At 60.0% G+C, this 19,883-nt stretch carries 23 protein-coding genes and 2 riboswitches; of the genes, 14 read left to right on the forward strand and 9 right to left on the reverse strand.

All coding sequences use genetic code 11. From position 1 onward, the window contains the following. Positions 1 to 60: 60 nt before the first annotated feature. The 7 genes from sufC (at position 61) to FHX09_RS24355 (ending at position 6,153) form a co-directional block, all read left to right on the forward strand. Positions 61 to 816 (forward strand): Fe-S cluster assembly ATPase SufC, encoded by a 756-nt coding sequence (gene sufC, locus FHX09_RS24325; protein WP_184450767.1) that lies wholly within the window; start codon positions 61 to 63, stop codon positions 814 to 816. 23 nt (positions 817 to 839) lie between these two features. Continuing rightward, positions 840 to 2,114: a Fe-S cluster assembly protein SufD gene (sufD, locus tag FHX09_RS24330; protein WP_132593102.1), complete on the forward strand. Its 1,275-nt coding sequence runs from the start codon at positions 840 to 842 to the stop codon at positions 2,112 to 2,114. Positions 2,115 to 2,126: 12 nt separating this feature from the next. Then, positions 2,127 to 3,368, forward strand: coding sequence for a cysteine desulfurase (locus FHX09_RS24335; protein WP_132593100.1), 1,242 nt, complete (start codon positions 2,127 to 2,129; stop codon positions 3,366 to 3,368). An 11-nt stretch (positions 3,369 to 3,379) separates the two neighbouring features. Then, positions 3,380 to 3,760 (forward strand): SUF system Fe-S cluster assembly protein, encoded by a 381-nt coding sequence (locus FHX09_RS24340; protein ID WP_132593099.1) that lies wholly within the window; start codon positions 3,380 to 3,382, stop codon positions 3,758 to 3,760. A 135-nt stretch (positions 3,761 to 3,895) separates the two neighbouring features. Next, positions 3,896 to 4,288 (forward strand): Fe-S cluster assembly scaffold SufA, encoded by a 393-nt coding sequence (sufA, locus tag FHX09_RS24345; protein ID WP_007789610.1) that lies wholly within the window; start codon positions 3,896 to 3,898, stop codon positions 4,286 to 4,288. A gap of 135 nt (positions 4,289 to 4,423) precedes the next feature. Next, positions 4,424 to 5,041: a LysE family transporter gene (locus tag FHX09_RS24350; protein WP_132593097.1), complete on the forward strand. Its 618-nt coding sequence runs from the start codon at positions 4,424 to 4,426 to the stop codon at positions 5,039 to 5,041. A 329-nt stretch (positions 5,042 to 5,370) separates the two neighbouring features. Further along, positions 5,371 to 6,153: an alpha/beta hydrolase gene (locus FHX09_RS24355; protein WP_132593095.1), complete on the forward strand. Its 783-nt coding sequence runs from the start codon at positions 5,371 to 5,373 to the stop codon at positions 6,151 to 6,153. Between the two features lie 64 nt (positions 6,154 to 6,217). Here the strand turns inward: FHX09_RS24355 and FHX09_RS24360 are convergent, their stop codons facing one another. From FHX09_RS24360 to FHX09_RS24380, 5 genes are all read right to left on the reverse strand, one after another. Further along, entirely contained in the window at positions 6,218 to 6,463 is a 246-nt protein-coding gene (locus FHX09_RS24360; protein ID WP_183722890.1) for a DUF982 domain-containing protein, read from the reverse strand. A gap of 98 nt (positions 6,464 to 6,561) precedes the next feature. Continuing rightward, positions 6,562 to 9,426, reverse strand: a complete 2,865-nt coding sequence (gcvP, locus tag FHX09_RS24365) for an aminomethyl-transferring glycine dehydrogenase (RefSeq protein ID WP_184450768.1) — start codon at positions 9,424 to 9,426, stop codon at positions 6,562 to 6,564. Then, on the reverse strand, positions 9,426 to 9,788 hold the full coding sequence (gcvH, locus tag FHX09_RS24370; protein WP_132593089.1) for a glycine cleavage system protein GcvH: 363 nt from the start codon (positions 9,786 to 9,788) through the stop codon (positions 9,426 to 9,428). The genes gcvP and gcvH overlap by 1 nt, the downstream gene beginning before the upstream one ends. Positions 9,789 to 9,812: 24 nt before the next feature. Continuing rightward, on the reverse strand, positions 9,813 to 10,949 hold the full coding sequence (gene gcvT, locus FHX09_RS24375) for a glycine cleavage system aminomethyltransferase GcvT (protein ID WP_132593087.1): 1,137 nt from the start codon (positions 10,947 to 10,949) through the stop codon (positions 9,813 to 9,815). A 74-nt stretch (positions 10,950 to 11,023) separates the two neighbouring features. After that, positions 11,024 to 11,104, reverse strand: a riboswitch (glycine riboswitch). 3 nt (positions 11,105 to 11,107) lie between these two features. Then, positions 11,108 to 11,195: riboswitch (glycine riboswitch) on the reverse strand. A 111-nt stretch (positions 11,196 to 11,306) separates the two neighbouring features. Beyond that, entirely contained in the window at positions 11,307 to 11,576 is a 270-nt protein-coding gene (locus tag FHX09_RS24380; RefSeq protein ID WP_184450769.1) for a hypothetical protein, read from the reverse strand. 120 nt (positions 11,577 to 11,696) lie between these two features. On the opposite strand from FHX09_RS24380, the gene crcB reads away from it, so the two are divergent. The 7 genes from crcB (at position 11,697) to FHX09_RS24415 (ending at position 17,217) form a co-directional block, all read left to right on the forward strand. Further along, positions 11,697 to 12,074: a fluoride efflux transporter CrcB gene (crcB, locus tag FHX09_RS24385; protein ID WP_132593085.1), complete on the forward strand. Its 378-nt coding sequence runs from the start codon at positions 11,697 to 11,699 to the stop codon at positions 12,072 to 12,074. Positions 12,075 to 12,164: 90 nt separating this feature from the next. Then, on the forward strand, positions 12,165 to 13,160 hold the full coding sequence (locus FHX09_RS24390) for an RluA family pseudouridine synthase (protein ID WP_037081974.1): 996 nt from the start codon (positions 12,165 to 12,167) through the stop codon (positions 13,158 to 13,160). Continuing rightward, the gene (locus tag FHX09_RS24395) at positions 13,157 to 13,810 is read left to right on the forward strand and encodes an HAD-IA family hydrolase (protein ID WP_184450770.1); all 654 of its coding nucleotides are present in this window, start codon (positions 13,157 to 13,159) and stop codon (positions 13,808 to 13,810) included. Before FHX09_RS24390 ends, FHX09_RS24395 begins: the two co-directional genes overlap by 4 nt. An 8-nt stretch (positions 13,811 to 13,818) precedes the next feature. Continuing rightward, on the forward strand, positions 13,819 to 14,604 hold the full coding sequence (locus FHX09_RS24400) for an ATP12 family chaperone protein (protein ID WP_132593083.1): 786 nt from the start codon (positions 13,819 to 13,821) through the stop codon (positions 14,602 to 14,604). Positions 14,605 to 14,674: 70 nt separating this feature from the next. After that, positions 14,675 to 15,130, forward strand: a complete 456-nt coding sequence (locus FHX09_RS24405; RefSeq protein ID WP_007789628.1) for a hypothetical protein — start codon at positions 14,675 to 14,677, stop codon at positions 15,128 to 15,130. Between the two features lie 32 nt (positions 15,131 to 15,162). Next, complete coding sequence (locus tag FHX09_RS24410; RefSeq protein WP_007789629.1) at positions 15,163 to 16,695, forward strand: acyl-CoA carboxylase subunit beta; 1,533 nt, start codon at positions 15,163 to 15,165, stop codon at positions 16,693 to 16,695. 126 nt (positions 16,696 to 16,821) lie between these two features. Then, entirely contained in the window at positions 16,822 to 17,217 is a 396-nt protein-coding gene (locus FHX09_RS24415) for a DoxX family protein (RefSeq protein ID WP_132593081.1), read from the forward strand. Between the two features lie 44 nt (positions 17,218 to 17,261). Here the strand turns inward: FHX09_RS24415 and sugE are convergent, their stop codons facing one another. The 4 genes from sugE to gfa all read right to left on the reverse strand — a co-directional run bounded on the left by sugE (position 17,262) and on the right by gfa (position 19,684). Continuing rightward, a complete protein-coding gene (gene sugE / locus FHX09_RS24420) occupies positions 17,262 to 17,576 on the reverse strand; it encodes a quaternary ammonium compound efflux SMR transporter SugE (RefSeq protein ID WP_184450771.1) in 315 nt (104 codons plus the stop codon). Between the two features lie 132 nt (positions 17,577 to 17,708). Continuing rightward, positions 17,709 to 18,542 (reverse strand): S-formylglutathione hydrolase, encoded by an 834-nt coding sequence (gene fghA, locus FHX09_RS24425; protein WP_132593077.1) that lies wholly within the window; start codon positions 18,540 to 18,542, stop codon positions 17,709 to 17,711. Further along, positions 18,539 to 19,006, reverse strand: coding sequence for a YaiI/YqxD family protein (locus FHX09_RS24430; RefSeq protein WP_132593075.1), 468 nt, complete (start codon positions 19,004 to 19,006; stop codon positions 18,539 to 18,541). The genes fghA and FHX09_RS24430 overlap by 4 nt, the downstream gene beginning before the upstream one ends. Before the next feature lie 99 nt (positions 19,007 to 19,105). Next, positions 19,106 to 19,684, reverse strand: a complete 579-nt coding sequence (gene gfa, locus FHX09_RS24435) for an S-(hydroxymethyl)glutathione synthase (protein ID WP_132593073.1) — start codon at positions 19,682 to 19,684, stop codon at positions 19,106 to 19,108. Positions 19,685 to 19,883 lie beyond the last annotated feature (199 nt).

Below are 19,883 nucleotides of genomic sequence, written 5' to 3' on the forward strand. Positions count from 1 at the left end.
TGAATGCGCGAGGGCGCGTGGATCGCGCCTTTCTCCGATTGCTTTTTATGGGACAAAACCATGCTTGAAATTAAGAACCTGCACGCCCGCATCGCTGAAGACGGCACCGAGATCATTCGCGGACTGAACCTCACGGTGAAGGCCGGTGAAGTTGCTGCCATCATGGGCCCGAACGGCTCCGGCAAGTCGACACTTTCATACGTCCTGTCGGGGCGCGAAGACTACGAAGTCACCGAAGGCGACATCCTTTACAACGGCGAGAGCATCCTGGAACTAGACGCTGCCGAGCGTGCGGCCAAGGGCATCTTCCTGGCCTTCCAATATCCGGTCGAAATTCCGGGCGTGGCCACCATGCAGTTCCTCAAGGTTGCGATGAACGAACAGCGCAAGGCGCGCGGCAAAGAAGAGCTGAAGACCCCCGACTTCATGCGCCTCGTCAAGGACGCTGCCGGCAAGCTGCAGATCAACACCGAAATGCTGAAGCGCCCGCTGAACGTTGGCTTCTCGGGTGGTGAGAAGAAGCGCGCCGAAATCCTGCAGATGGCGCTGCTGCAGCCGCAGCTTTGCGTACTTGACGAGACGGACTCCGGACTCGACATCGACGCGCTGAAGATCGTTGCCGATGGCGTCAACGCGCTGCGTTCGCCGGATCGTGCCGTCGTCGTCATCACCCACTACCAGCGTCTGCTCGACTACATCGTTCCGGATACCGTTCACGTTCTCTACAAGGGGCAGGTGATCAAGTCGGGCGACAAGGCGCTGGCGCATGAGCTGGAAGCCAACGGCTACGCCGACATCATCGGTGCGGCAGCCTGATTTAGGCGGAAAGGACGGGTCTCATGAACATGCAGACGACGAGCCGCCAGACCGCCGCTGAAGCGGCGCTCATCGAGGCTTTCAACAACCAGGTCGGCGAGCTACCGGGAGACGGTTCGGTCATCGCCATCCGGGACAGGCTGCTTGACGACCTGAAGAAGGCCGGCCTGCCGACGCGCCGCATCGAGGCCTGGCACTATACCGATCTCAAGACGCTGTTGCGCGCCATTCCGGAACAGGCCGGCGACGCTGGTTCGGAAGCCCGCGACCCGCTGGTTGAAGAATCCTCGATCCTTTCGGTTATTCAGGGTGTGCCCGATCTCAGGGCTTCGGTCGATGGCCTCGATATTTCGAGCTATGCGGCTCAGCTTTCAAACGGCACGGCTGCCACCGGCCTCGGCGCATTCGGCAGTGATGACGCGATCGGCCGCATCAACGGCAGCTTCGTGCGGGATGGCTACGTCATTGACGTCGCCGCCGAAACTGCGCTTGAGGAACCGCTCGAGATCCAGTTCGTTCATGCTGGCGGCCAGACGCATACGCGCCTGCCGATTAGCTTCGGCGCAAACGTGAAAGCGACGGTCATCGAACGTCACCTTGCAGTGACCTCCGACGCCGCTTTCGTGTCGCACGTCAGTGACATCACGGTTGGAGAAGGTACGGAGCTCACCTGGATCATTATCCAGCAGCAGGGCGCAGAGGATACGCACCTCGGCCAGATCCGGGTCGATCTCGGCGCCGATGCCAAGCTGAAGCTTTTCGTTATCAATGCCGGCGGTAAGCTCGTTCGCCAGGAGCTGCACATCAAGGTAACGGGCGAGGGCGCCGATCTGACGCTTCGCGGCATCAACCTGCTTGGCGCCGAAACGCACACGGACGTTACCATGGTTCTCGGCCATAACGTTCCGCATACGGGCTCCACGGAAGTGATCCGCAACGTCGTCTTCGACCGCGCCAAGGGCGTCTTCCAAGGCATGATCCGCGTTGCTCCGGACGCGCAAAAGACCGACGCCAAGATGGCTTGCAATACGCTTCTGATGTCCGACGACGCCGAATTTTCGGTGAAGCCGGAACTGGAGATCTTCGCTGACGACGTTCAGTGCGGTCACGGCGCGACCGTTGCCGACATTGACGACAATCATCTCTACTACATGATGGCGCGCGGCATTCCGGAGAACAAGGCGCGCGCAATGCTCGTCAACGCCTTCGTTGCCGAGATCGTTGAAGAACTGGAAGACGAAGCGCTGGTCGCGTCGCTGGAAGGCGTCATCTCGGCCTGGCTCGAAAAGCACGCCTGATCGGATAGCATTATGGACAAGATAGTTCCGGCCACCACATACGACGTCGAAGCCATTCGCAAGGATTTTCCGATCCTTGCGAGGGAAGTCTACGGCAAGCCGCTGGTCTATCTCGACAACGGTGCCTCCGCTCAGAAGCCGCAGGCCGTCATAGACGCGATTTCGCATGCCTACTCGAACGAATATGCGAACGTTCACCGTGGTCTGCATTTCCTTTCGAACGCCGCGACCGACGCGTATGAGGGCGCGCGCGAAAAGGTCCGGCGCTTCCTGAACGCGCCTGATGTCAACGACATCGTGTTCACGAAGTCTTCGACGGAGGCAATCAATACGGTCGCCCATGGCTGGGGCATGCCGAAGCTTGGAGAGGGCGACGAGATCGTCATCTCGATCATGGAGCATCACTCCAACATCGTGCCGTGGCATTTCATCCGCGAACGGCAGGGCGCCAAGCTGGTATGGGTGCCTATTGATGACGAGGGCGCCTTCCATATCGAGGACTTCGAGAGAAGCCTGACCGACCGCACAAAGCTCGTCGCCATCACGCATATGTCGAATGCGCTCGGCACGGTGGTTCCGGTGAAGGAGATCTGCCGCATCGCGCACGAGCGCGGCATTCCGGTTCTGGTCGACGGGTCGCAGGGCGCCGTCCATATGCCTGTCGACGTGCAGGACATCGATTGCGACTGGTACGTGATGACCGGCCACAAGCTCTATGGCCCGTCCGGGATCGGTGTGCTCTACGGCAAGAAGGAGCGGCTTCGCGAGATGCGGCCCTTCCAGGGCGGTGGCGAAATGATCTTCGAGGTGACCGAAGATGCCGTGACCTATAATGATCCGCCGCATCGCTTCGAAGCCGGGACGCCGCCGATCGTGCAGGCAATCGGGCTCGGCTATGCGCTCGACTACATGGAGAAGGTTGGCCGCGAGGCGATCGCGCGCCATGAGGCGGATCTTGCCACTTACGCCGCGGAGCGGCTGCAGGCGGTGAATTCGCTGCGCGTTTTCGGCACCGCGCCAGGCAAGGGCGGCATCTTCTCCTTCGAGCTTGCCGGTCTGCATGCGCATGATGTGTCGATGGTGATCGACCGTCAGGGGGTTGCGGTGCGCGCGGGAACCCATTGCGCCATGCCGCTCTTGAAACGTTTCGGCGTCACCTCCACATGCCGGGCGTCCTTCGGGATGTACAATACACGCGCCGAGGTCGATGCCTTGGCCGATGCGCTGGAATATGCGCGTAAGTTCTTTGCTTAAGGAGTGTCCGTATGAGCCTGGACGAAAGCAAACAGAAGATCGACGTGCGCGAAGGCATCGTGCATTCCAGCATTCCGGCCGACGAACTGGCGCGGCTCAGCGACGATGTGATTTCGGCGCTCAAGACGGTCTATGATCCTGAGATTCCTGCCGATATCTTCGAGCTCGGGCTGATCTACAAGATCGACATCGAAGACGATCGCATCGTGAAGATCATGATGACGCTGACGGCGCCCGGCTGCCCGGTCGCCGGCGAGATGCCCGGCTGGGTCGAAAATGCTGTCGGCGCGGTCGAGGGCGTATCCGGCGTCGAGGTTGAAATGACCTTCGATCCACCGTGGACACCGGATCGAATGTCGGAAGAGGCGCAGGTCGCCGTCGGCTGGTACTAGCATGACCCCGGAAAGTTGCAGACTTTTCGGACACGATCATACGGCAGGCTGGTATTGATCGGTTAAGCCGCTGGCACTACATTTGAATCGTGAAACGCCGGACCTTGAATCCGCGCGCGGAAGGAGAAGAAGCCGATGGGCTTTGCAGTAATGAGTATGACGGAAGCCGCCGCGAACCGCGTGAAAGCGATCCTCGAAAACTCCGGACCGGAGGCCAAGGGCATTCGCGTCGGGATCAAGAAGGGCGGCTGCGCAGGGATGGAGTATACCATCGACCTCGTGACGGAACCGAATGCGAAGGACGACCTGATCGAGCGCGATGGCGCGAAGGTTTGGGTCGAACCGTCCGCCGTGCTCTACCTTCTCGGCACCGAAATGGGCTTCGAGAGCACAACGCTACGCTCCGGTTTCACCTTCACCAATCCAAACCAGACGTCAGCCTGCGGCTGTGGCGAATCCGTCGAGTTGAAGCCAGCGGACCTCGCGGCGCTTGCCGCCCAAGGCAACGCCGTCGTACCGGCACACTGATTGGCACAATCCCCTGAATTGTTGATGAGGCCGCCGGCTTTGGCGGCTTTTTGTTTTACCTCGTCGTGACTGCCCTTTAAAGGCCCGGTACGGAGGGCCCGTGAAACGCGCCAGCGGAAGGGAATCGACGAAAGAATGCTACTGCTGTTCCTGAAAGGCGCTCTGCTGGGTGTCATCATTACCGCGCCACTTGGGCCGATCGGGATGCTGTGCATCAACCGCACGCTCGAGCGCGGTTTTCTGGCGGGCTTCTCTTGCGGGTTCGGGACGGCGGTCGGCGACGCCAGTTACGCGCTTGTCGCGGTAACCGGCATTGCCGTTTTTGAAGAGTTGATGTCGGCCGCCACCCTGCCATTGGCATTCGGCGGAGGGCTGCTCTTGCTCGGGCTCGGGTATCGCGGATTGACCCACGATCCAGTTCAGGCCGCAGATGTGAGGGCAGGCGGACTTATCGGCACGACGCTGGCGACCTTCCTGCTTACGATCTCCAACCCGGCGACCATTCTCTCCTTCGGCGCTCTCTTTGCCGGTTTTGGGCTGACAGAGGAGACACGGCGTTTCAGCTCGGCAGTCATCGTTGGTGGAGTATTCTGCGGATCACTTGCCTGGTGGTTCTTTCTAAGCAGCGCGGTGAACCTTGCTAGGGAAAAACTGCCCAAGGATTTCACAACGAAGGTCGCGCGAGGAACGAGCTATCTTCTGGTCCTCTTCGGGTTTGTCGCACTCGCCTCAGCACTCCACTCGCTACTTTAAAGCATCATGGCAGGGCGCTTGATCCTGCGTGGTGTTGTGGCCACGCAGAGCGAATCTGTCAGCCTTGGCAACTGATCTATACCTATGTGTAGTGCAGGGTAGGTTGACCGGTTGGCGCTTCCTCAATAGATTCATTTGCGAACGGGCCGCATCGCACGATGCGCTTCGCAAATGCCCGTCCGAAGAGTTGTCCATCGCCAACGGTGCTGGTGCGGCAGCGACAAGAAAAGCCACTTCAAACGAGTCTTGCAGGCCGCATGGTTGGATGCGCAGCCAGAGCTGACGCGCGCTTGTTTTACGGTCAATTCAACGCTCAGGGAGCACTGATCATGATGATGAACAGACGGACATTCTCAGCAGCACTCGTCGCAGGCGCGGCAGCTTCCCTCATCTCTATCCGTGGTATGGCCGCGCCTGCTGCCCCGGTGAAAGCGCGAAACGTCGTGTTGGCACACGGACTGTTTGCCGATGGTTCCTGCTGGACCGAGGTCATTGCTCGGCTGCAGGCTGCGGGGCTCAATGTGACGGCCGTGCAAAATCCTCTAACGACGCTGCCCGAAGCCGTCGCCTCGGTGCAGCGCGTACTCGACCGGCAAGATGGTCCGACAGTTCTGGTCGGGCATTCGTTCTCCGGCATGTTGGTTACCGAAGCGGGGGGGCATCCGAGCGTATCGGCGCTTGTTTATGTGGCTGCGCGTGCGCCTGACGCCGGCGAAGACTATACGGCCCTTGCCAAGACATTTCCGACACCGCCGGCCTCAGCGGGCATCGTCTTCGATGGAGACGAGGGACGACTGACCGAAGCGGCATTCCTGCGTGACTTCGCCGGAGATCTCCCTGAGGCGAAGGCGAAAGTGCTCTATGCCGTGCAGGAGCCGTTCCACAAGGCGCTCCTCACGGGTAAGACGACACAGGCGGCATGGCGCTCGAAGCCCAGTTGGTATGCCGTGTCGACCGAAGACCGAACGATCGATCCCGACCTCGAGCGCTTCATGGCCAAGCGGATGGGCGCCAAGACCATCGAACTGAAATCGAGCCATCTGTCACTGATTTCGCACCCGGACGCCATTGCCAGCTTGATCCTGGAAGCCGCAGGGCAGCAGAGGGCATAGCAGAAATCTCCGCTGCTCGCTCTGTACGCCGACACAATGAAAGCGCACCCGAGCGGGCGAGCGGTCAGCTCTTGATATCGATGCCGGCCTCGACAGCGGCGGCTATGAAGGCTTTGCGAGCGTCGTCGTTGGTGCGTTTGCCCTTGATGACGTCGGCGCACACCAATAATGCCTTGTCGAGTGCCGAACCGTCTTCAGTCGGCCAATCCTCGATCATCGCCCAGGAAGCGGCCTGTGTGGTCGCGATGGTCACGTATTTGCCCGGCTCTTCAAGAGCGAGCAGAACCGGCCTTGGCCACGGAGCCTGCATCACAGAATCGCTGTCGTCTTTTGGCATTGCGCGCAGACCTTCACTCTCAGGTATTCGTGAATACGGCCTTCCCTGAAAAAGGGAAGGCCGTTTGCTTATTATTCAGCAGCTTCTGCGTAGCTTTCGACCGGCGGGCAGGTGCAGACCAGATTGCGGTCGCCGAAGACGTTATCGACGCGGTTGACCGGCGACCAGTATTTGTCGACGCGGAAGGCGCCGGGCGGGAAGCAGGCCTGTTCTCTGCTGTAGGGACGATCCCACTCACCGACAAGGTCTTCGACGGTGTGGGGAGCGTTCTTCAGCGGGTTGTTGTCCTTGTCGGCGCGGCCTTCCTCGATGTCGCGGGCCTCCTGACGGATCGCCAGCATCGCTTCGCAGAAGCGGTCAAGCTCGGCCTTGGTTTCCGATTCCGTCGGCTCGATCATCAGTGTACCTGCAACCGGCCAGCTCATAGTCGGCGCGTGGAAGCCGCAATCGATCAGGCGCTTAGCGACGTCGTCGACCGTAACACCAGCGCTGTCGGCCAGCGGGCGGGTGTCGATGATGCACTCATGCGCCACGCGGCCGGCTTCGGACTTGTAGAGCACGTCGTAGGCACCCTTCAGGCGGGCCGCGATGTAGTTGGCGTTGAGGATCGCCACTTTGGTCGCCTGCGTCAGGCCTTCGCCGCCCATCATCAGGCAGTAGCTCCAGGAGATCGGCAGGATTGAGGCAGAGCCGAAAGCAGCCGCGGAGACCGCGCCCGGACGGCCATCCGTTTCCGGGTGTCCTGGCAGGTAGGGTGCCAGATGCGCCTTGACGCCGATCGGGCCCATACCGGGACCGCCGCCGCCATGCGGGATGCAGAAGGTCTTGTGCAGGTTGAGGTGCGAAACGTCCGAGCCGATATCACCGGGCCGGGACAGACCAACCATGGCGTTCATGTTGGCGCCGTCGAGATAGACCTGGCCGCCGTGCTTGTGCACGAGGTCGCAGATTTCCTTGACGGTTTCCTCGAAGACGCCGTGCGTCGAGGGGTAGGTGATCATGCAGCAGGAGAGGTTTTCCGCATACTGCTCCGCCTTGGCGCGGAAATCATCCATGTCGATATCGCCGTTCTCGCGAACCTTGACGACCACGACCTTCATGCCGACCATCTGAGCGGAGGCAGGGTTGGTGCCGTGCGCGGAGGTCGGGATGAGGCAGACGTCGCGGTGACCATTGCCATTGGCGATATGATAGTTACGGATCGTCAGCAGACCGGCATACTCGCCCTGCGCACCGGAGTTCGGCTGCATGGAGAAGGCATCATAGCCTGTCACGGCGCAGAGCTTCTCCGTCAAGTCGTCGATCATCTCGCGATAGCCGAGCGCCTGATCCACTGGAACGTATGGGTGGATATCCGAGAACTCGGGCCATGTGATCGGCAGCATTTCCGCCGTCGCGTTCAACTTCATCGTGCAGGAGCCGAGCGGGATCATCGCGCGGTCGAGCGCCAGATCGCGGTCGGACAGCCGGCGGATATAGCGGGTCATCTCGCTTTCGGCGCGGTTCATGTGGAAGATCGGATGGCTCAGGTACTCGCTGGTGCGGGCGAGGCCCTTCGGCAGCCGATAGCTCGGCTCGAAATCGCCCACAGCAAAGTTACCGCCGAAGGCGCGCCAGACGGCCTCCAGCGTCGCCGGGCGGGTGCGCTCGTCGAGGCTCATGCCGATCTTCGTAGCGCCAACCTTGCGTAGATTTACGCCTTCGGCGACTGCGGCGCGCAGGATGACGCCCTGCATGTGACCGACATCGACAGTGATCGTGTCGAAGAAGGTCTCGGGCTCGATGGTATAGCCGAGCTTTTCCAGGCCCTTGGCCATCAGCACGGCCTTCTGGTGGACCTGCTGGGCGATCGCCTTGATGCCCTTGGGACCGTGGAATACGGCGTACATCGAGGCCATAACGGCGAGCAGGACCTGCGCGGTGCAGATGTTCGACGTGGCCTTCTCGCGGCGGATATGCTGTTCGCGGGTCTGCAGCGACAGGCGGTAGGCACGGTTGCCGCGCGCGTCCACAGAGACGCCGACAAGACGGCCGGGCATGGAGCGCTTGTGTGCGTCCTTGACCGACATGTAGGCGGCATGCGGGCCGCCGTAACCGACAGGAACGCCGAAGCGTTGCGAATTGCCGATGGCAATGTCCGCGCCCATTTCACCGGGCGACTTCAGCAGCGTCAGGGCCAGGATGTCAGCAGCGACTATGGCGACGGCGCCGGTCTGGTGCAGGCGCGAGATCAGACCGGTGAAATCATGCACGTGGCCGTGCGTGCCTGGATACTGGAAAATGGCACCGAAGACGTCGACCGGATCGAGATCGGTGAAGGGGTTGCCGACAATGACGCTCCAGCCCAGTGGCTCGGCGCGGGTCTTGATCAGTTCGATCGTCTGCGCATGGCAGGCGGCGTCGACGAAGAAGGCTTTCGCCTTCGACTTCGAGACGCGCTCGGCCATCGCCATGCCTTCTGCGGCTGCGGTCGCTTCATCGAGCAGCGAGGCGTTGGCGACGTCAAGGCCGGTAAGGTCGCAGATCATCGTCTGGTAGTTCAGCAGCGCCTCGAGGCGGCCCTGGCTGATTTCGGGCTGGTAGGGCGTGTAAGCCGTGTACCAGGCCGGGTTTTCCAGGATGTTGCGCTGGATGACCGGCGGCGTGATGGTGCCGTAGTAGCCCTGGCCGATCAGCGAGACGAGCACCTTGTTCTTGTTGGCGGTCTCGCGTAGCTTGTCGAGCGCCTCGCGTTCCGTCATCGGCGCGCCCCAGACGAGAGGCGCCTTCTGGCGGATGGAGGGTGGTACCGTGGCGTCGATCAGCCCGTCGAGGCTGCCGTAGCCGATCACCTCCAGCATATCCGACATTTCGGCCGGGGACGGGCCGATGTGGCGACGGTTGGCGAAGTCGTAGGGCTGGTAGTCGGTAAACTGGAATTCGGTCGGCGTCGTCATTACGCAGTGAGCTCCTTGTAGGCCGCTTCATCGAGCAGGCCGTCGGCATCAGCGGCATTCTTGAGCTTCAGCTTGAAGAACCAGCCAGCGCCTTGGGGATCGGAATTGACCAGCGACGGATCTGCGGTGATCGCCGGGTTGACTTCGGTGATCTCGCCGTCAAGCGGACAATAGACGTCAGAAGCAGCCTTCACGGACTCAACGGTTGCGGCATTGTCATTCTTGGAAAAGGTGGTGCCGACTTCCGGCAATTCCACGAAGACGAGGTCGCCGAGCTGTTCAACGGCGTAGGTGGTAATGCCGATCGTCGCGACGCCGCCCTCGATCTTCAGCCACTCGTGTTCTTCGGTAAACTTCAGCATGATTGTTCTCTCCGGAAAAATGTTTCAGCGTTTGTAGGTCGGTGTAATAAAGGGGAGGGCACTGACGATGACCGGCAGGTACTTGCCGCGCACTTCAGCATAGACCTGGGTTCCAACAGCCGCCTGGGCGACCGTGACGTAGCCCATTGCGACGGGATGCTCGACCGAGGGGCCGAAGCCGCCCGAGGTCACTTCGCCGATCTCCGTCTTGCCTTCAGCATCCGCAAAGAGCTTGGCGTGGCCGCGAACCGGAGCCTTACCCTCAGGCTTCAGGCCGACACGGCGGCGGGCAGCGCCCTTTTCAAGCTCGGCCAAGATGCGGTCTGCGCCAGGAAAACCGCCTGCACGGGCGCCGCCCGTCTTGCGCGCCTTCTGCATACCCCATTCGAGCGCAGCTTCCACAGGCGTGGTGGTCGTGTCAATGTCGTTGCCATAGAGGCAGAGGCCCGCCTCGAGGCGCAGGCTGTCGCGGGCACCGAGGCCGATCGGCGCCACGTCCGGATGCTCGAGCAACCGCTTGGTGACATCCTCCGCCTTGTCTCCCGGGATCGAGATTTCAAAGCCATCTTCGCCGCTATAGCCCGAGCGGGAGACGAGACAGGAAACGTCATGCAGCCGGCAATGGCGCACGTCCATGAACTTCATTGCCGCGACATCGGCCCAGAGTTCCGCAAGCACTTCGACGGCGCGCGGTCCTTGCAGGGCGATCAGCGCACGATCGAGCAGCGTGATGTCGCAGGTGTCGCCGATATGCTTCTGCAGGTGAGCAAGATCGGCATCCTTGCAGGCGGCGTTGACGACGACAAAGAGATGGTCGTCGAGATGGGTAATCATCAGGTCGTCGAGAATGCCGCCGTTGCCATCGGTGAAGAAACCGTAGCGCTGGCGACCTTCGGTAAGACCGAGGATATCGACCGGAACGAGGCTTTCGAGCGCAAGCGCGGCGTCCTCATATTTTCCGGACTTTGCCTTGATGACGACCTGGCCCATGTGGGACACATCGAAGACACCGGCCGACGTGCGGGTCTGGATGTGCTCCTTCATGACGCCGGCCGGATATTGTACCGGCATGTCATAGCCTGCGAAGGGCACCATGCGGGCGCCAAGCGACAGATGCAGCGCGTGAAGCGGAGTTTTCTTGAGGGCAGCAGTATCGTCCAACGACGCCTCCGGGGTTTGCGCCTGGAATTCCATGCGCGGGCTCAAATCTTCAGACGCGGTTGCGCCTTGCATTTCGAGCCCCCTCTGTCCCTGTGCCTGAGATTGTTATCCCTTCGGCGAGCGTTTCGAAAACGCTTCTCTCCAGAGTTCCGTCTGCCCCTTGCTGGTCCTTTGGCCTGAGAGTTTCCGGGGCGGTTGCTCCTTCGGCACCGGTCGTAGACGACCAGCTTCTCCCAACAAGGTCGAGGGCAATTATCTGGCCAGGGCTGTACTTGGCAAGGGGGAATGTCGCCGCCGAACAAATTTTTGTCGCGTAGATTTGAGTATAGCGCGACGGAGCGAGGAGGCGGGTGATGCTCAGCTGTCGCTGTAGAGTTTCAATGCCTGCTTCAACCCAGCCTGTGGCTGCCGTTGCCCCATCGTCATTAGATCCAGCGCGACTTCCGTCGATTGAATGATGTTGGCCGGTTCTTCGACGTCTTGGCCGCTGGCCGTCCTCATCTGACGGTCTGCTGCGCGGCGAGCTTCTTTCGCAGCCGTGCTTGCGGACACGCGCTGCGGAATCCGCAACGTATCAAACGCTGCGGCCGCGGTGCTCGCAGCTATCATGCCTACCAAGACTGTCATACGGTCAGAATAAGGCGTCGCACGTTCTTAACTGGCTAAATTAACCGCTGGCATTTTATGCATCTTGATCTTCTCCGGAGATGATTGGAATTTCCGGCGCGGCAAAACAGAGACGACTCAATGATTCAGGCCATACTTGTCGCCGTTGGCGGCGCAATCGGTTCCGTCCTCAGATACTACGTCAGCCAGTGGGCTCTCAGGCTCGCAGGCCCGGCCTTTCCGTGGGGAACACTGACCGTCAATGTTGTCGGCTGCTTTGTCATTGGCGTCTTCGCCGAAATGATCATTCGACGCTTCGATGCATCGCCGGAATTGCGCCTGCTGCTGATCACCGGCTTTCTCGGTGGCTTCACGACCTTCTCGGCATTCTCGCTCGATGCCATTTCGCTCTTCGAGCGTGGAGCAGTTGTCTCGGGCGCTGTCTATATCGTCGCAAGCGTCGGCCTGTCGATGGCCGGGGTAATCGCCGGACTGGCGCTCATGCGTGCAATCTTGTGAGATTACGGTTTCCGTTTTCGGCGAAAATGCTCTAAAGCCAGCCGCAAAGGCCGCACAGCGCGCCTAAGACCATTTTCCGAAAGATGACGTATGGCGGGTATCGAACACAAAAAAGTGGAGCTGGACGAGGCGGGCATGCGGCTCGATCGCTGGTTCAAGGTGCACTTCCCGGGGCTCGGTTTCGGCCCACTCCAGAAGCTTCTGCGATCGGGTCAGGTCCGCGTCGATGGCGGACGCGTGAAAAGCGATACGCGCGTGCAGCCAGGGCAGGTGGTGCGCGTGCCGCCGCTCGATGTCGACGCCAAGTCGAAAAACACGCCGATCGCCGGCCATGATCTGAAACACGGGGGCGATTACGAGCTTCTGCAGCGCATGGTGCTGCATGAAGACGACAAGGTGATCGTCCTGAACAAGCCGGCCGGTCTTGCCGTGCAGGGCGGGTCTGGTGTGACGCGGAATATCGACAAGATGCTCGAAGCATGGACCAGCCCGAAGGGCGAAAAGCCGAGGCTGGTGCATCGCCTCGACCGCGATACATCCGGCGTCCTTGTCATCGCCCGCACCCGAGGCGCCGCACAGAAACTGACGGCAGCGTTTCGCGAGCGTGATACCAAAAAGACCTATTGGTCGCTGGTAAGAGGCGTTCCGCGCAAGCACGAGGACAAAATCTCGACCTGGCTGGTGAAGGAAGCGACCGCGGATGGCGACCGGATGCGTGTTGCCAAGCACGGCGAAGACGGAGCCGATCACGCGATTTCCTACTATCGCGTCTTGGAAACCGCCGCGCAGAACCTCGCTTGGCTCGAGATGGAACCCTATACCGGACGGACGCACCAGCTGCGCGTTCATGCGCTTCATATCGGTCACCCGATCATTGGCGACCCCAAGTATTTCATCGAGGATCCGAACTGGGATGTCCCGGGCGGTATCCAGAAGCGGCTGCACCTGCATGCGCGCAAGATCGACATTCCGCACCCCTCCGGCGGCAGACTGCGCGTCAGTGCACCTTTGCCGCCGCATATGGTGCAGACCTGGAACCTGCTCGGCCTCGATCTCGCATCCCAGGAAAGGGAAGACGACGAATGAGGCTCGCACTCTTCGATTGCGACGGGACGCTGGTCGACAGCGCCGCGCTGATCCATGAGGTGATGGCGCGGACATTCGTGCATTTCGGCTATGACCGGCCTGATGTCTCGTTGACGAAGTCGATCATCGGACTGACGCTGGATATCGCGATCGCGCGGATGCGTGGAAAGCCTCATGTCGACGATGAAGCGATCGCGATGACGGCGCATTATAGGGCGATCTATACCGGTGTCCGTGACGAACCTGGAATGGACGTGCCGCTCTTTAACGGCATCAAGCCGCTGGTCGATGAATTGGCGCGGAACGATGACATTCTGATCGGCGCGGTAACCGGCAAGTCGCGTCTCGGTCTTATCCACATCCTCGAAAAACATGGTCTTGCACCACATTTTATTGTTTCGCGTACTGCGGACGACTGCCCATCGAAGCCGCATCCAGCTATGGTAATGGAGTGCTGCAGCGAGACCGGCATGAATCCCGCCGATGCCATCGTCATCGGTGATGCTGTCTACGATATGCAGATGGCGAAGGCTGCGGGCGCGAAGGCGGTAGGTGTATCGTGGGGTTATGCCAGCGTGGACGATCTGGTGACTGCGGGTGCCGACAGCATTGTTCGCCATCCGAGCGATATTATGAAGCACTTTTCCTGAGGTGAGGTATGCGTGATCTGTTGAACGACCAAGCTGAAGGATTGAGTCATCCAGACCCAATCCGTCGCGCCCAGATCCAGATGAAGAAGCCATTGCCGAAGCGCTTCTATAAGACAGTCACAATCCGGGAACTCGACGAAGGCTTCTCGATCGAACTGGATGGCAAGGCAATCCGGACGCCAGCCCGCAAGCTGCTTGTTGTCGCGACGAAGCCGCTTGCAGAACTTCTTGTGCCAGAATGGGAGGCACAGGCCGAGCTCATCGACCCTTCAACCATGCCCGTGACCCGGCTCGTCAACACCGCTATCGACGGGGTTGCAACCGATACGCAGGCCGTCTTTGACGACATTCTGCGCTTCTCCTCAAGTGATCTTCTCTGCTATCGCGCCGATGCACCGCAGGAACTCGTCGAGCGTCAGAAAGAGCTTTGGGATCCAGTGCTCGATTGGGCCGCTAATTCGCTCGGCGCGCGCTTCATTCTGATCGAGGGTGTCATGCATCACGATCAACCACCGGAAGCCATCTCCGCGTTTTCCGCGGCGTTGAAGCGGCACGACAAGGCCACGGTCCTCGCCGCCCTACATACCATCACAACGCTGACCGGCTCGGCGCTGCTGGCGCTTGCCTTTGCCGAACGTGTCCTATCGGCGAAGAACGTCTGGTCGCTCGCACATCTCGACGAAGACTGGACAATCGAGCATTGGGGCAGCGACGAAGAGGCCGAAGAACGGCGGGAGAAGCGCTTCGAGGATTTCAAGGCCGCTGCGGACGTTTTTTTGGCCATGAAGGGCTGAAACATATTGCTTTGATGTCAGTTATCGCGAAAATCTGCGACTCTATCGGGGGCGGATGCGGATTTTTTTAATGAACTGGCTCAAGTCGTGCTTTTTTCGGGTTGCGCTTATCTGCATCGCCCTCGCGTCCTGCTCGCTCTTCGCAAAGGAGCAACCCGGCCCAGTCTATGACGTCCGAAGCGCTGTCGTTGTCAGCCCGCAGAAGATACCGCCCGCAATCCTTGCCGGGGTCGGTGATCGGGTAAATGCGGCGATCAACGCTACGGTGCGGACCGAAGTCTATCCACGCGTCGTGCTGACGATCCGCATCCTGTTCGTCGAAAAGGGCCAGGGCCTCGACAAGAGCCGGAATGTCGCGAAGGTCAGCATCGATGCTGCTTCGGTCGAAGACGGATCGGTCATTGCCGTTAGCTCGTTCGAGGTCACGAGCTTCTCCAACAGTCCCACGGCCGCCGACGAAATCCTTGCCGAGGACATCGCCGCCCGCATTCGTTCGGCTTTCTCGCTAAGCGCCGGACGCGCTTGAACCGGCCGCGATATCCGCGGTGAGGAGTATCTATGAAGGAAATTCTTGAAGAACTCGAACGTCGCCGAGGGATTGCAAGGCTCGGTGGCGGCAAGGCGCGTATCGACGCGCAGCATCAGCGCGGCAAGCTGACGGCGCGCGAGCGAATTGATCTCTTCCTCGACGAGGACTCCTTTGAGGAGTTCGACATGTTCGTCGAGCATCGATCGAGCGACTTCGGCATGGACAAGACGCGGATTGCCGGCGACGGCGTCGTCACCGGCTGGGGTACGGTGAACGGACGAACCGTGTTCGTTTTCGCCAAGGATTTCACGGTGTTCGGCGGCTCGCTCTCCGAGGCGCATGCCGAGAAGATCATGAAGGTGCAGGATATGGCGCTCAAAAACAGGGCGCCGATCATCGGCATCTACGATGCCGGCGGTGCTCGCATCCAGGAAGGCGTCGCTGCGCTTGGCGGCTACGCTGAGGTGTTTCAGCGCAACGTGCTCGCGTCGGGCGTCATTCCGCAAATCTCGGTTATCATGGGACCGTGCGCCGGCGGCGACGTTTATTCGCCCGCAATGACTGATTTCATCTTCATGGTCCGCGACACGTCGTACATGTTCGTGACCGGCCCGGATGTGGTGAAGACAGTCACCAACGAGACCGTCACCGCGGAAGAGCTCGGCGGCGCTTCTGTGCATACCACGAAGTCCTCGATTGCCGACGGCGCCTACGACAATGATGTCGAGGCGTTGCTGCAGGTTCGCCGACTTATTGACCTTCTGCCACAATCAAACACCTCGCCAGTGCCGGAAATCGAATGTTACCAGCCGGTGACAGACATCGATGCATCGCTGGATACGCTGGTGCCAGCCAACGCCAACAAACCCTATGACATCAAGGAATTGATCCAGAAGACAGTGGACGAGGGTGATTTCTTCGAGATCCAGGCAAGCTTCGCCAAAAACATAGTCTGCGGCTTCGGTCGGATCGAGGGCTCGACCGTCGGCTTCGTGGCAAACCAGCCAATGGTGCTGGCCGGTGTGCTCGACAGCGATGCGTCGCGAAAGGGGGCACGGTTCGTCCGCTTCTGCGACTGCTTCAACATTCCGATCGTAACGTTCGTGGATGTGCCCGGCTTCCTGCCGGGTACCGCTCAAGAATATGGCGGACTGATCAAGCACGGCGCAAAGCTGTTGTTCGCCTATGCAGAGGCGACGGTGCCAAAGCTGACGGTGATTACGCGCAAGGCGTTCGGCGGAGCTTATGACGTCATGGCATCCAAGCATCTGAGGGGCGACTTGAACTATGCCTGGCCAACGGCTCAAATCGCGGTCATGGGTGCCAAGGGTGCAGTCGAGATCATCTTCCGGAAGGATATCGCCGATCCCGAAAAGATCGCTGCACACACGAAGATGTATGAGGACCGTTTCCTTTCACCATTTGTGGCAGCTGAACGAGGCTATATCGACGAGGTGATCATGCCGCATTCTACGCGGCGGCGCCTGGCGCGCGGCCTCAAGATGCTTCGCAACAAAGACCTGAGCAATCCCTGGAAGAAGCACGACAATATCCCGCTTTGAGGAGACTAGATTGGGGAAAGCTAAGGAAAATCAAGAAGAAGTGATCGTCTGTCAGCGATCCGTGTCTTCATTCCTTTTGGCGAAGCAGCTAACGCTCCGCTGTCTTTACTCAAAAGGAAAGTCTACATGTCGAGTTTGGAACGACTGAGCGCATATCAGCCTTATTCGCTCGCCGCTTTGCGCGTTATTACGGCACTGCTCTTTATCGAGCACGGAACGATGAAGCTTTTCGCGTTCCCAGCTGCACAAATGGAAGGCCCGCTGCCGCCCTTGATGCTGGTTGCCGCTCTGCTCGAAGTCGTCGGTGGCCTTATGGTGCTGATCGGCCTGTTCACACGGCCGGTCGCCTTCATCCTGTCGGGCCAGATGGCGGTCGCCTATTTCATGGCGCACGGACCAAAGGCGTTCTGGCCGGCCCTGAATGGTGGCGACGCTGCAATTCTATTCTGCTTCATCTTCCTATTCATCTTCTTCGCCGGAGCTGGTGCTCTGTCGATCGACCACCGCAAGGCGGCCGCCTAACAGCGATAAATGCCGCGACCGGTTTTACCGGCCGCGGCTGCAGCTCATGCCGTGGCCTTCAAGCCGGCGATCCCCGCAACAATCATTGAAATGCAGAGCAGACGTGGGGCACTGGCGGCATCACCGAGTAGCCAGATGCCGAGCAACACGGTGCCAACGCTACCGATACCCGTCCAAATAGCGTAGGCCGTCCCAATCGGCAGCGTCTTGACGGCAATGCCCAACAGCACGACGCTGACGATCATGGAAATGGCGGTCAAAGTGGTCGGTACCAGACGCGTGAAACCGTCGGTGTATTTCAAACCGATCGCCCAGCCACATTCGAAAAGTCCGGCAAGAAAAAGCAGAAGCCAAGCCATCGTAAGTCTCCATCCTCAGAGCGAAGACGTTCCCGATGCGCCAGGGTTCAGATCAAGCCCGGGACTTTGGGAACGCTTCAACTCACGTAGGAAACGTCATGGCAGACCTACCACCCGTTTCTTGCGCGTGCCTCAGGCAAGCCGCTCGGCATGCCACTTCAGGTGATCGTCCATGAAGGTCGAGATGAAATAGTACGAATGATCATAGCGCTCATGCATGCGCAGTGTGGCCTTGATATCAGTATTCTTGACGGCGTCTTCGAACAGCCAGGGACGCAGCCCGTTCTCCAAGAAACCATCAGCCTTCCCTTGGTCGATCAGGAACTCAGGGAAACGTGCTCCATCGCTTACCAAGGCGCAGGCATCGTATTTGCGCCAGGCTGCGCGGTCAGCTCCGAGGTATTTTTCAAACGCCGGAGCCGACCAGTCCGCGGTCGAGGGTTCCACGATCGGCGCAAACGCCGAGCAGCTCTTGAACCGATCCGGATTCTTGAGTGCAATGGTCATTGCGCCATGCCCGCCCATTGAGTGGCCGAAGATGCCCTGCCTGCTCATGTCCATGCGGAAGTGTTGGCTGACATAGGCCGGGAGCTCTTCGGTGATGTAGGTGTACATCTGGTAGTTCTCCGACCATGGCTCTTCGGTCGCATCAAGATAGAAACCTGCACCCTTGCCCATCTGCCAATTGGTGAGCTCATCCGGTACGTCATTGCCGCGCGGGCTTGTGTCCGGGCAGACGATAATCAAGCCGAGTTCGGCAGCCATGCGTCGATACTCGCCCTTTTCCATGACGTTCGCATGCGTGCAGGTCAAGCCAGAGAGGTACCAGACAACAGGGCAGGGCTCTTTGATGGCCTTTGGGGGAACGAAAACTGCAAAGGTCATATCGCACTTGCAGGCGTCGGATTGGTGCGTGAAGACACCTTGCATGCCGCCGAAGGCGGTCGTCTGTGAAATGATGTTCATTCTCTATCGTCCGTTCTTGGAGTAGGTGCCTTTGCCCGGCGGCACAGGCGATCGAAAGTTTCGAGGAAGCGGGAGCGATCCTTCGGGCCGAAGGCAGGACTGTAACCCTTGCTTTCGCCGGTCTCTCTCAAGTGAGCGCCGAGATCGCGCATGGCGCTGGCCATGCCGATATTCGTGTTGTCGAAGACGCGACCCGTCGGACCGCTGACAAGGGCGCCGGTCGCCACGCAGCGGACCGCTAGCGGGACATCGGCGGTGACGACCACATCACCGGCGCCGGCATGTTCGGCAATCCAGTTGTCGGCGGCATCGAACGAGGCCGAGACGATGACATTGTGCACCATCGGGTCGCGCGAAGGGCGCAGACCGGAATTGGCCACGAAGGTCACTTCGATGCCGTGGCGCTCGGCGACCTTGAGGATTTCCGGCTTCACGGGGCAGGCGTCTGCATCGACATAAATCATGAATTCAATCTTTGGCTGAAACGCCACGCGGCCCTGAGGGGCGCGTAGCGGCGGTTCGTTCGGGTCTCATAGTCCGACGGCTGCCCTTCGTTCAAGACATCAGGCTTCCTTCAGCGTGCCTGCCTTCTTAGCCACCCAGGTTGCGATGACATCCATCAGCGTCGGATTCAGGCAGTCATAGGGCGTGAGGCCGAGTTCGTTCAGGCGACCACGAACACCTGCCATCGCCGAAGGCGGGGTGCCCGATTCGATGATCGACGAGACGAAGGCCGCGAATGTTGGCTCCGGCCAGCCCCCTTCCTGGAAGCGTTCCGGATGGATAAAGTCGAGCCCTTTGAACGCATGTTCGCGCTCCACCGGTCCGTACATATGGACGCCGCAGCCCTTGCAGGCGTGGCGCCGGATCAGCGCATCCGGATCGACGATCTGCAGCTTGTCGCCATTCTCCAGCACGGTGACGTTTTCATGCGGGGTCACGGCGACGACTGAAAAGGCCGCTCCCTTCGGCTTCCAGCATTTGGTGCAGCCGCAGGCGTGATTGTGGGCGATGGTGCCCTTGATCGCGACCTTGACAGCGCGGTCGGTGCAAGCGCAGACCAGCGTGCCGCCATTGAAATTTGCCTGGCCTTTCTTCACGCCGCCGTCGAGGGCGGGGTGTATCGATACTTGACTTGGCATGTTCAGCTCCTCCTCTTTAGCTGCCCACGGCTCCCAAATCAGGATCAATTTGCGAAAAAGCCGCAGGCCATTTCAAAGTCGTGCCGCATTCCGTCGTCTTCTCCTCAATACAGTACCACGCTTCGGATGCTTGTCCCCGAATGCATGAGCTCGAAGCCCTTGTTGATGTCTTCGAGGGCCAAGGTGTGGGTGATCATCG

The organism is Rhizobium sp. BK538 (assembly GCF_014197575.1).
Lineage (GTDB): Bacteria > Pseudomonadota > Alphaproteobacteria > Rhizobiales > Rhizobiaceae > Rhizobium.

Bases quoted from the DNA above. Each gene is read 5' to 3' on its own strand.
- FHX09_RS24390 (WP_037081974.1), top strand. From the start codon at position 12,165: ATGGCGGGTATCGAACACAAAAAAGTGGAGCTGGACGAGGCGGGCATG.
- FHX09_RS24430 (WP_132593075.1), bottom strand. From the start codon at position 19,006: ATGATTTATGTCGATGCAGACGCCTGCCCCGTGAAGCCGGAAATCCTC.
- FHX09_RS24355 (WP_132593095.1), top strand. From the start codon at position 5,371: ATGATGATGAACAGACGGACATTCTCAGCAGCACTCGTCGCAGGCGCG.
- gfa (WP_132593073.1), bottom strand. From the start codon at position 19,684: ATGCCAAGTCAAGTATCGATACACCCCGCCCTCGACGGCGGCGTGAAG.
- sufD (WP_132593102.1), top strand. From the start codon at position 840: ATGAACATGCAGACGACGAGCCGCCAGACCGCCGCTGAAGCGGCGCTC.
- FHX09_RS24350 (WP_132593097.1), top strand. From the start codon at position 4,424: ATGCTACTGCTGTTCCTGAAAGGCGCTCTGCTGGGTGTCATCATTACC.
- fghA (WP_132593077.1), bottom strand. From the start codon at position 18,542: ATGAACATCATTTCACAGACGACCGCCTTCGGCGGCATGCAAGGTGTC.
- FHX09_RS24410 (WP_007789629.1), top strand. From the start codon at position 15,163: ATGAAGGAAATTCTTGAAGAACTCGAACGTCGCCGAGGGATTGCAAGG.
- FHX09_RS24340 (WP_132593099.1), top strand. From the start codon at position 3,380: ATGAGCCTGGACGAAAGCAAACAGAAGATCGACGTGCGCGAAGGCATC.
- FHX09_RS24335 (WP_132593100.1), top strand. From the start codon at position 2,127: ATGGACAAGATAGTTCCGGCCACCACATACGACGTCGAAGCCATTCGC.
- FHX09_RS24415 (WP_132593081.1), top strand. From the start codon at position 16,822: ATGTCGAGTTTGGAACGACTGAGCGCATATCAGCCTTATTCGCTCGCC.
- sugE (WP_184450771.1), bottom strand. From the start codon at position 17,576: ATGGCTTGGCTTCTGCTTTTTCTTGCCGGACTTTTCGAATGTGGCTGG.
- sufC (WP_184450767.1), top strand. From the start codon at position 61: ATGCTTGAAATTAAGAACCTGCACGCCCGCATCGCTGAAGACGGCACC.
- sufA (WP_007789610.1), top strand. From the start codon at position 3,896: ATGGGCTTTGCAGTAATGAGTATGACGGAAGCCGCCGCGAACCGCGTG.
- FHX09_RS24380 (WP_184450769.1), bottom strand. From the start codon at position 11,576: ATGACAGTCTTGGTAGGCATGATAGCTGCGAGCACCGCGGCCGCAGCG.
- crcB (WP_132593085.1), top strand. From the start codon at position 11,697: ATGATTCAGGCCATACTTGTCGCCGTTGGCGGCGCAATCGGTTCCGTC.
- FHX09_RS24400 (WP_132593083.1), top strand. From the start codon at position 13,819: ATGCGTGATCTGTTGAACGACCAAGCTGAAGGATTGAGTCATCCAGAC.
- FHX09_RS24395 (WP_184450770.1), top strand. From the start codon at position 13,157: ATGAGGCTCGCACTCTTCGATTGCGACGGGACGCTGGTCGACAGCGCC.
- FHX09_RS24405 (WP_007789628.1), top strand. From the start codon at position 14,675: ATGAACTGGCTCAAGTCGTGCTTTTTTCGGGTTGCGCTTATCTGCATC.
- gcvH (WP_132593089.1), bottom strand. From the start codon at position 9,788: ATGCTGAAGTTTACCGAAGAACACGAGTGGCTGAAGATCGAGGGCGGC.
- FHX09_RS24360 (WP_183722890.1), bottom strand. From the start codon at position 6,463: ATGCAGGCTCCGTGGCCAAGGCCGGTTCTGCTCGCTCTTGAAGAGCCG.
- gcvP (WP_184450768.1), bottom strand. From the start codon at position 9,426: ATGACGACGCCGACCGAATTCCAGTTTACCGACTACCAGCCCTACGAC.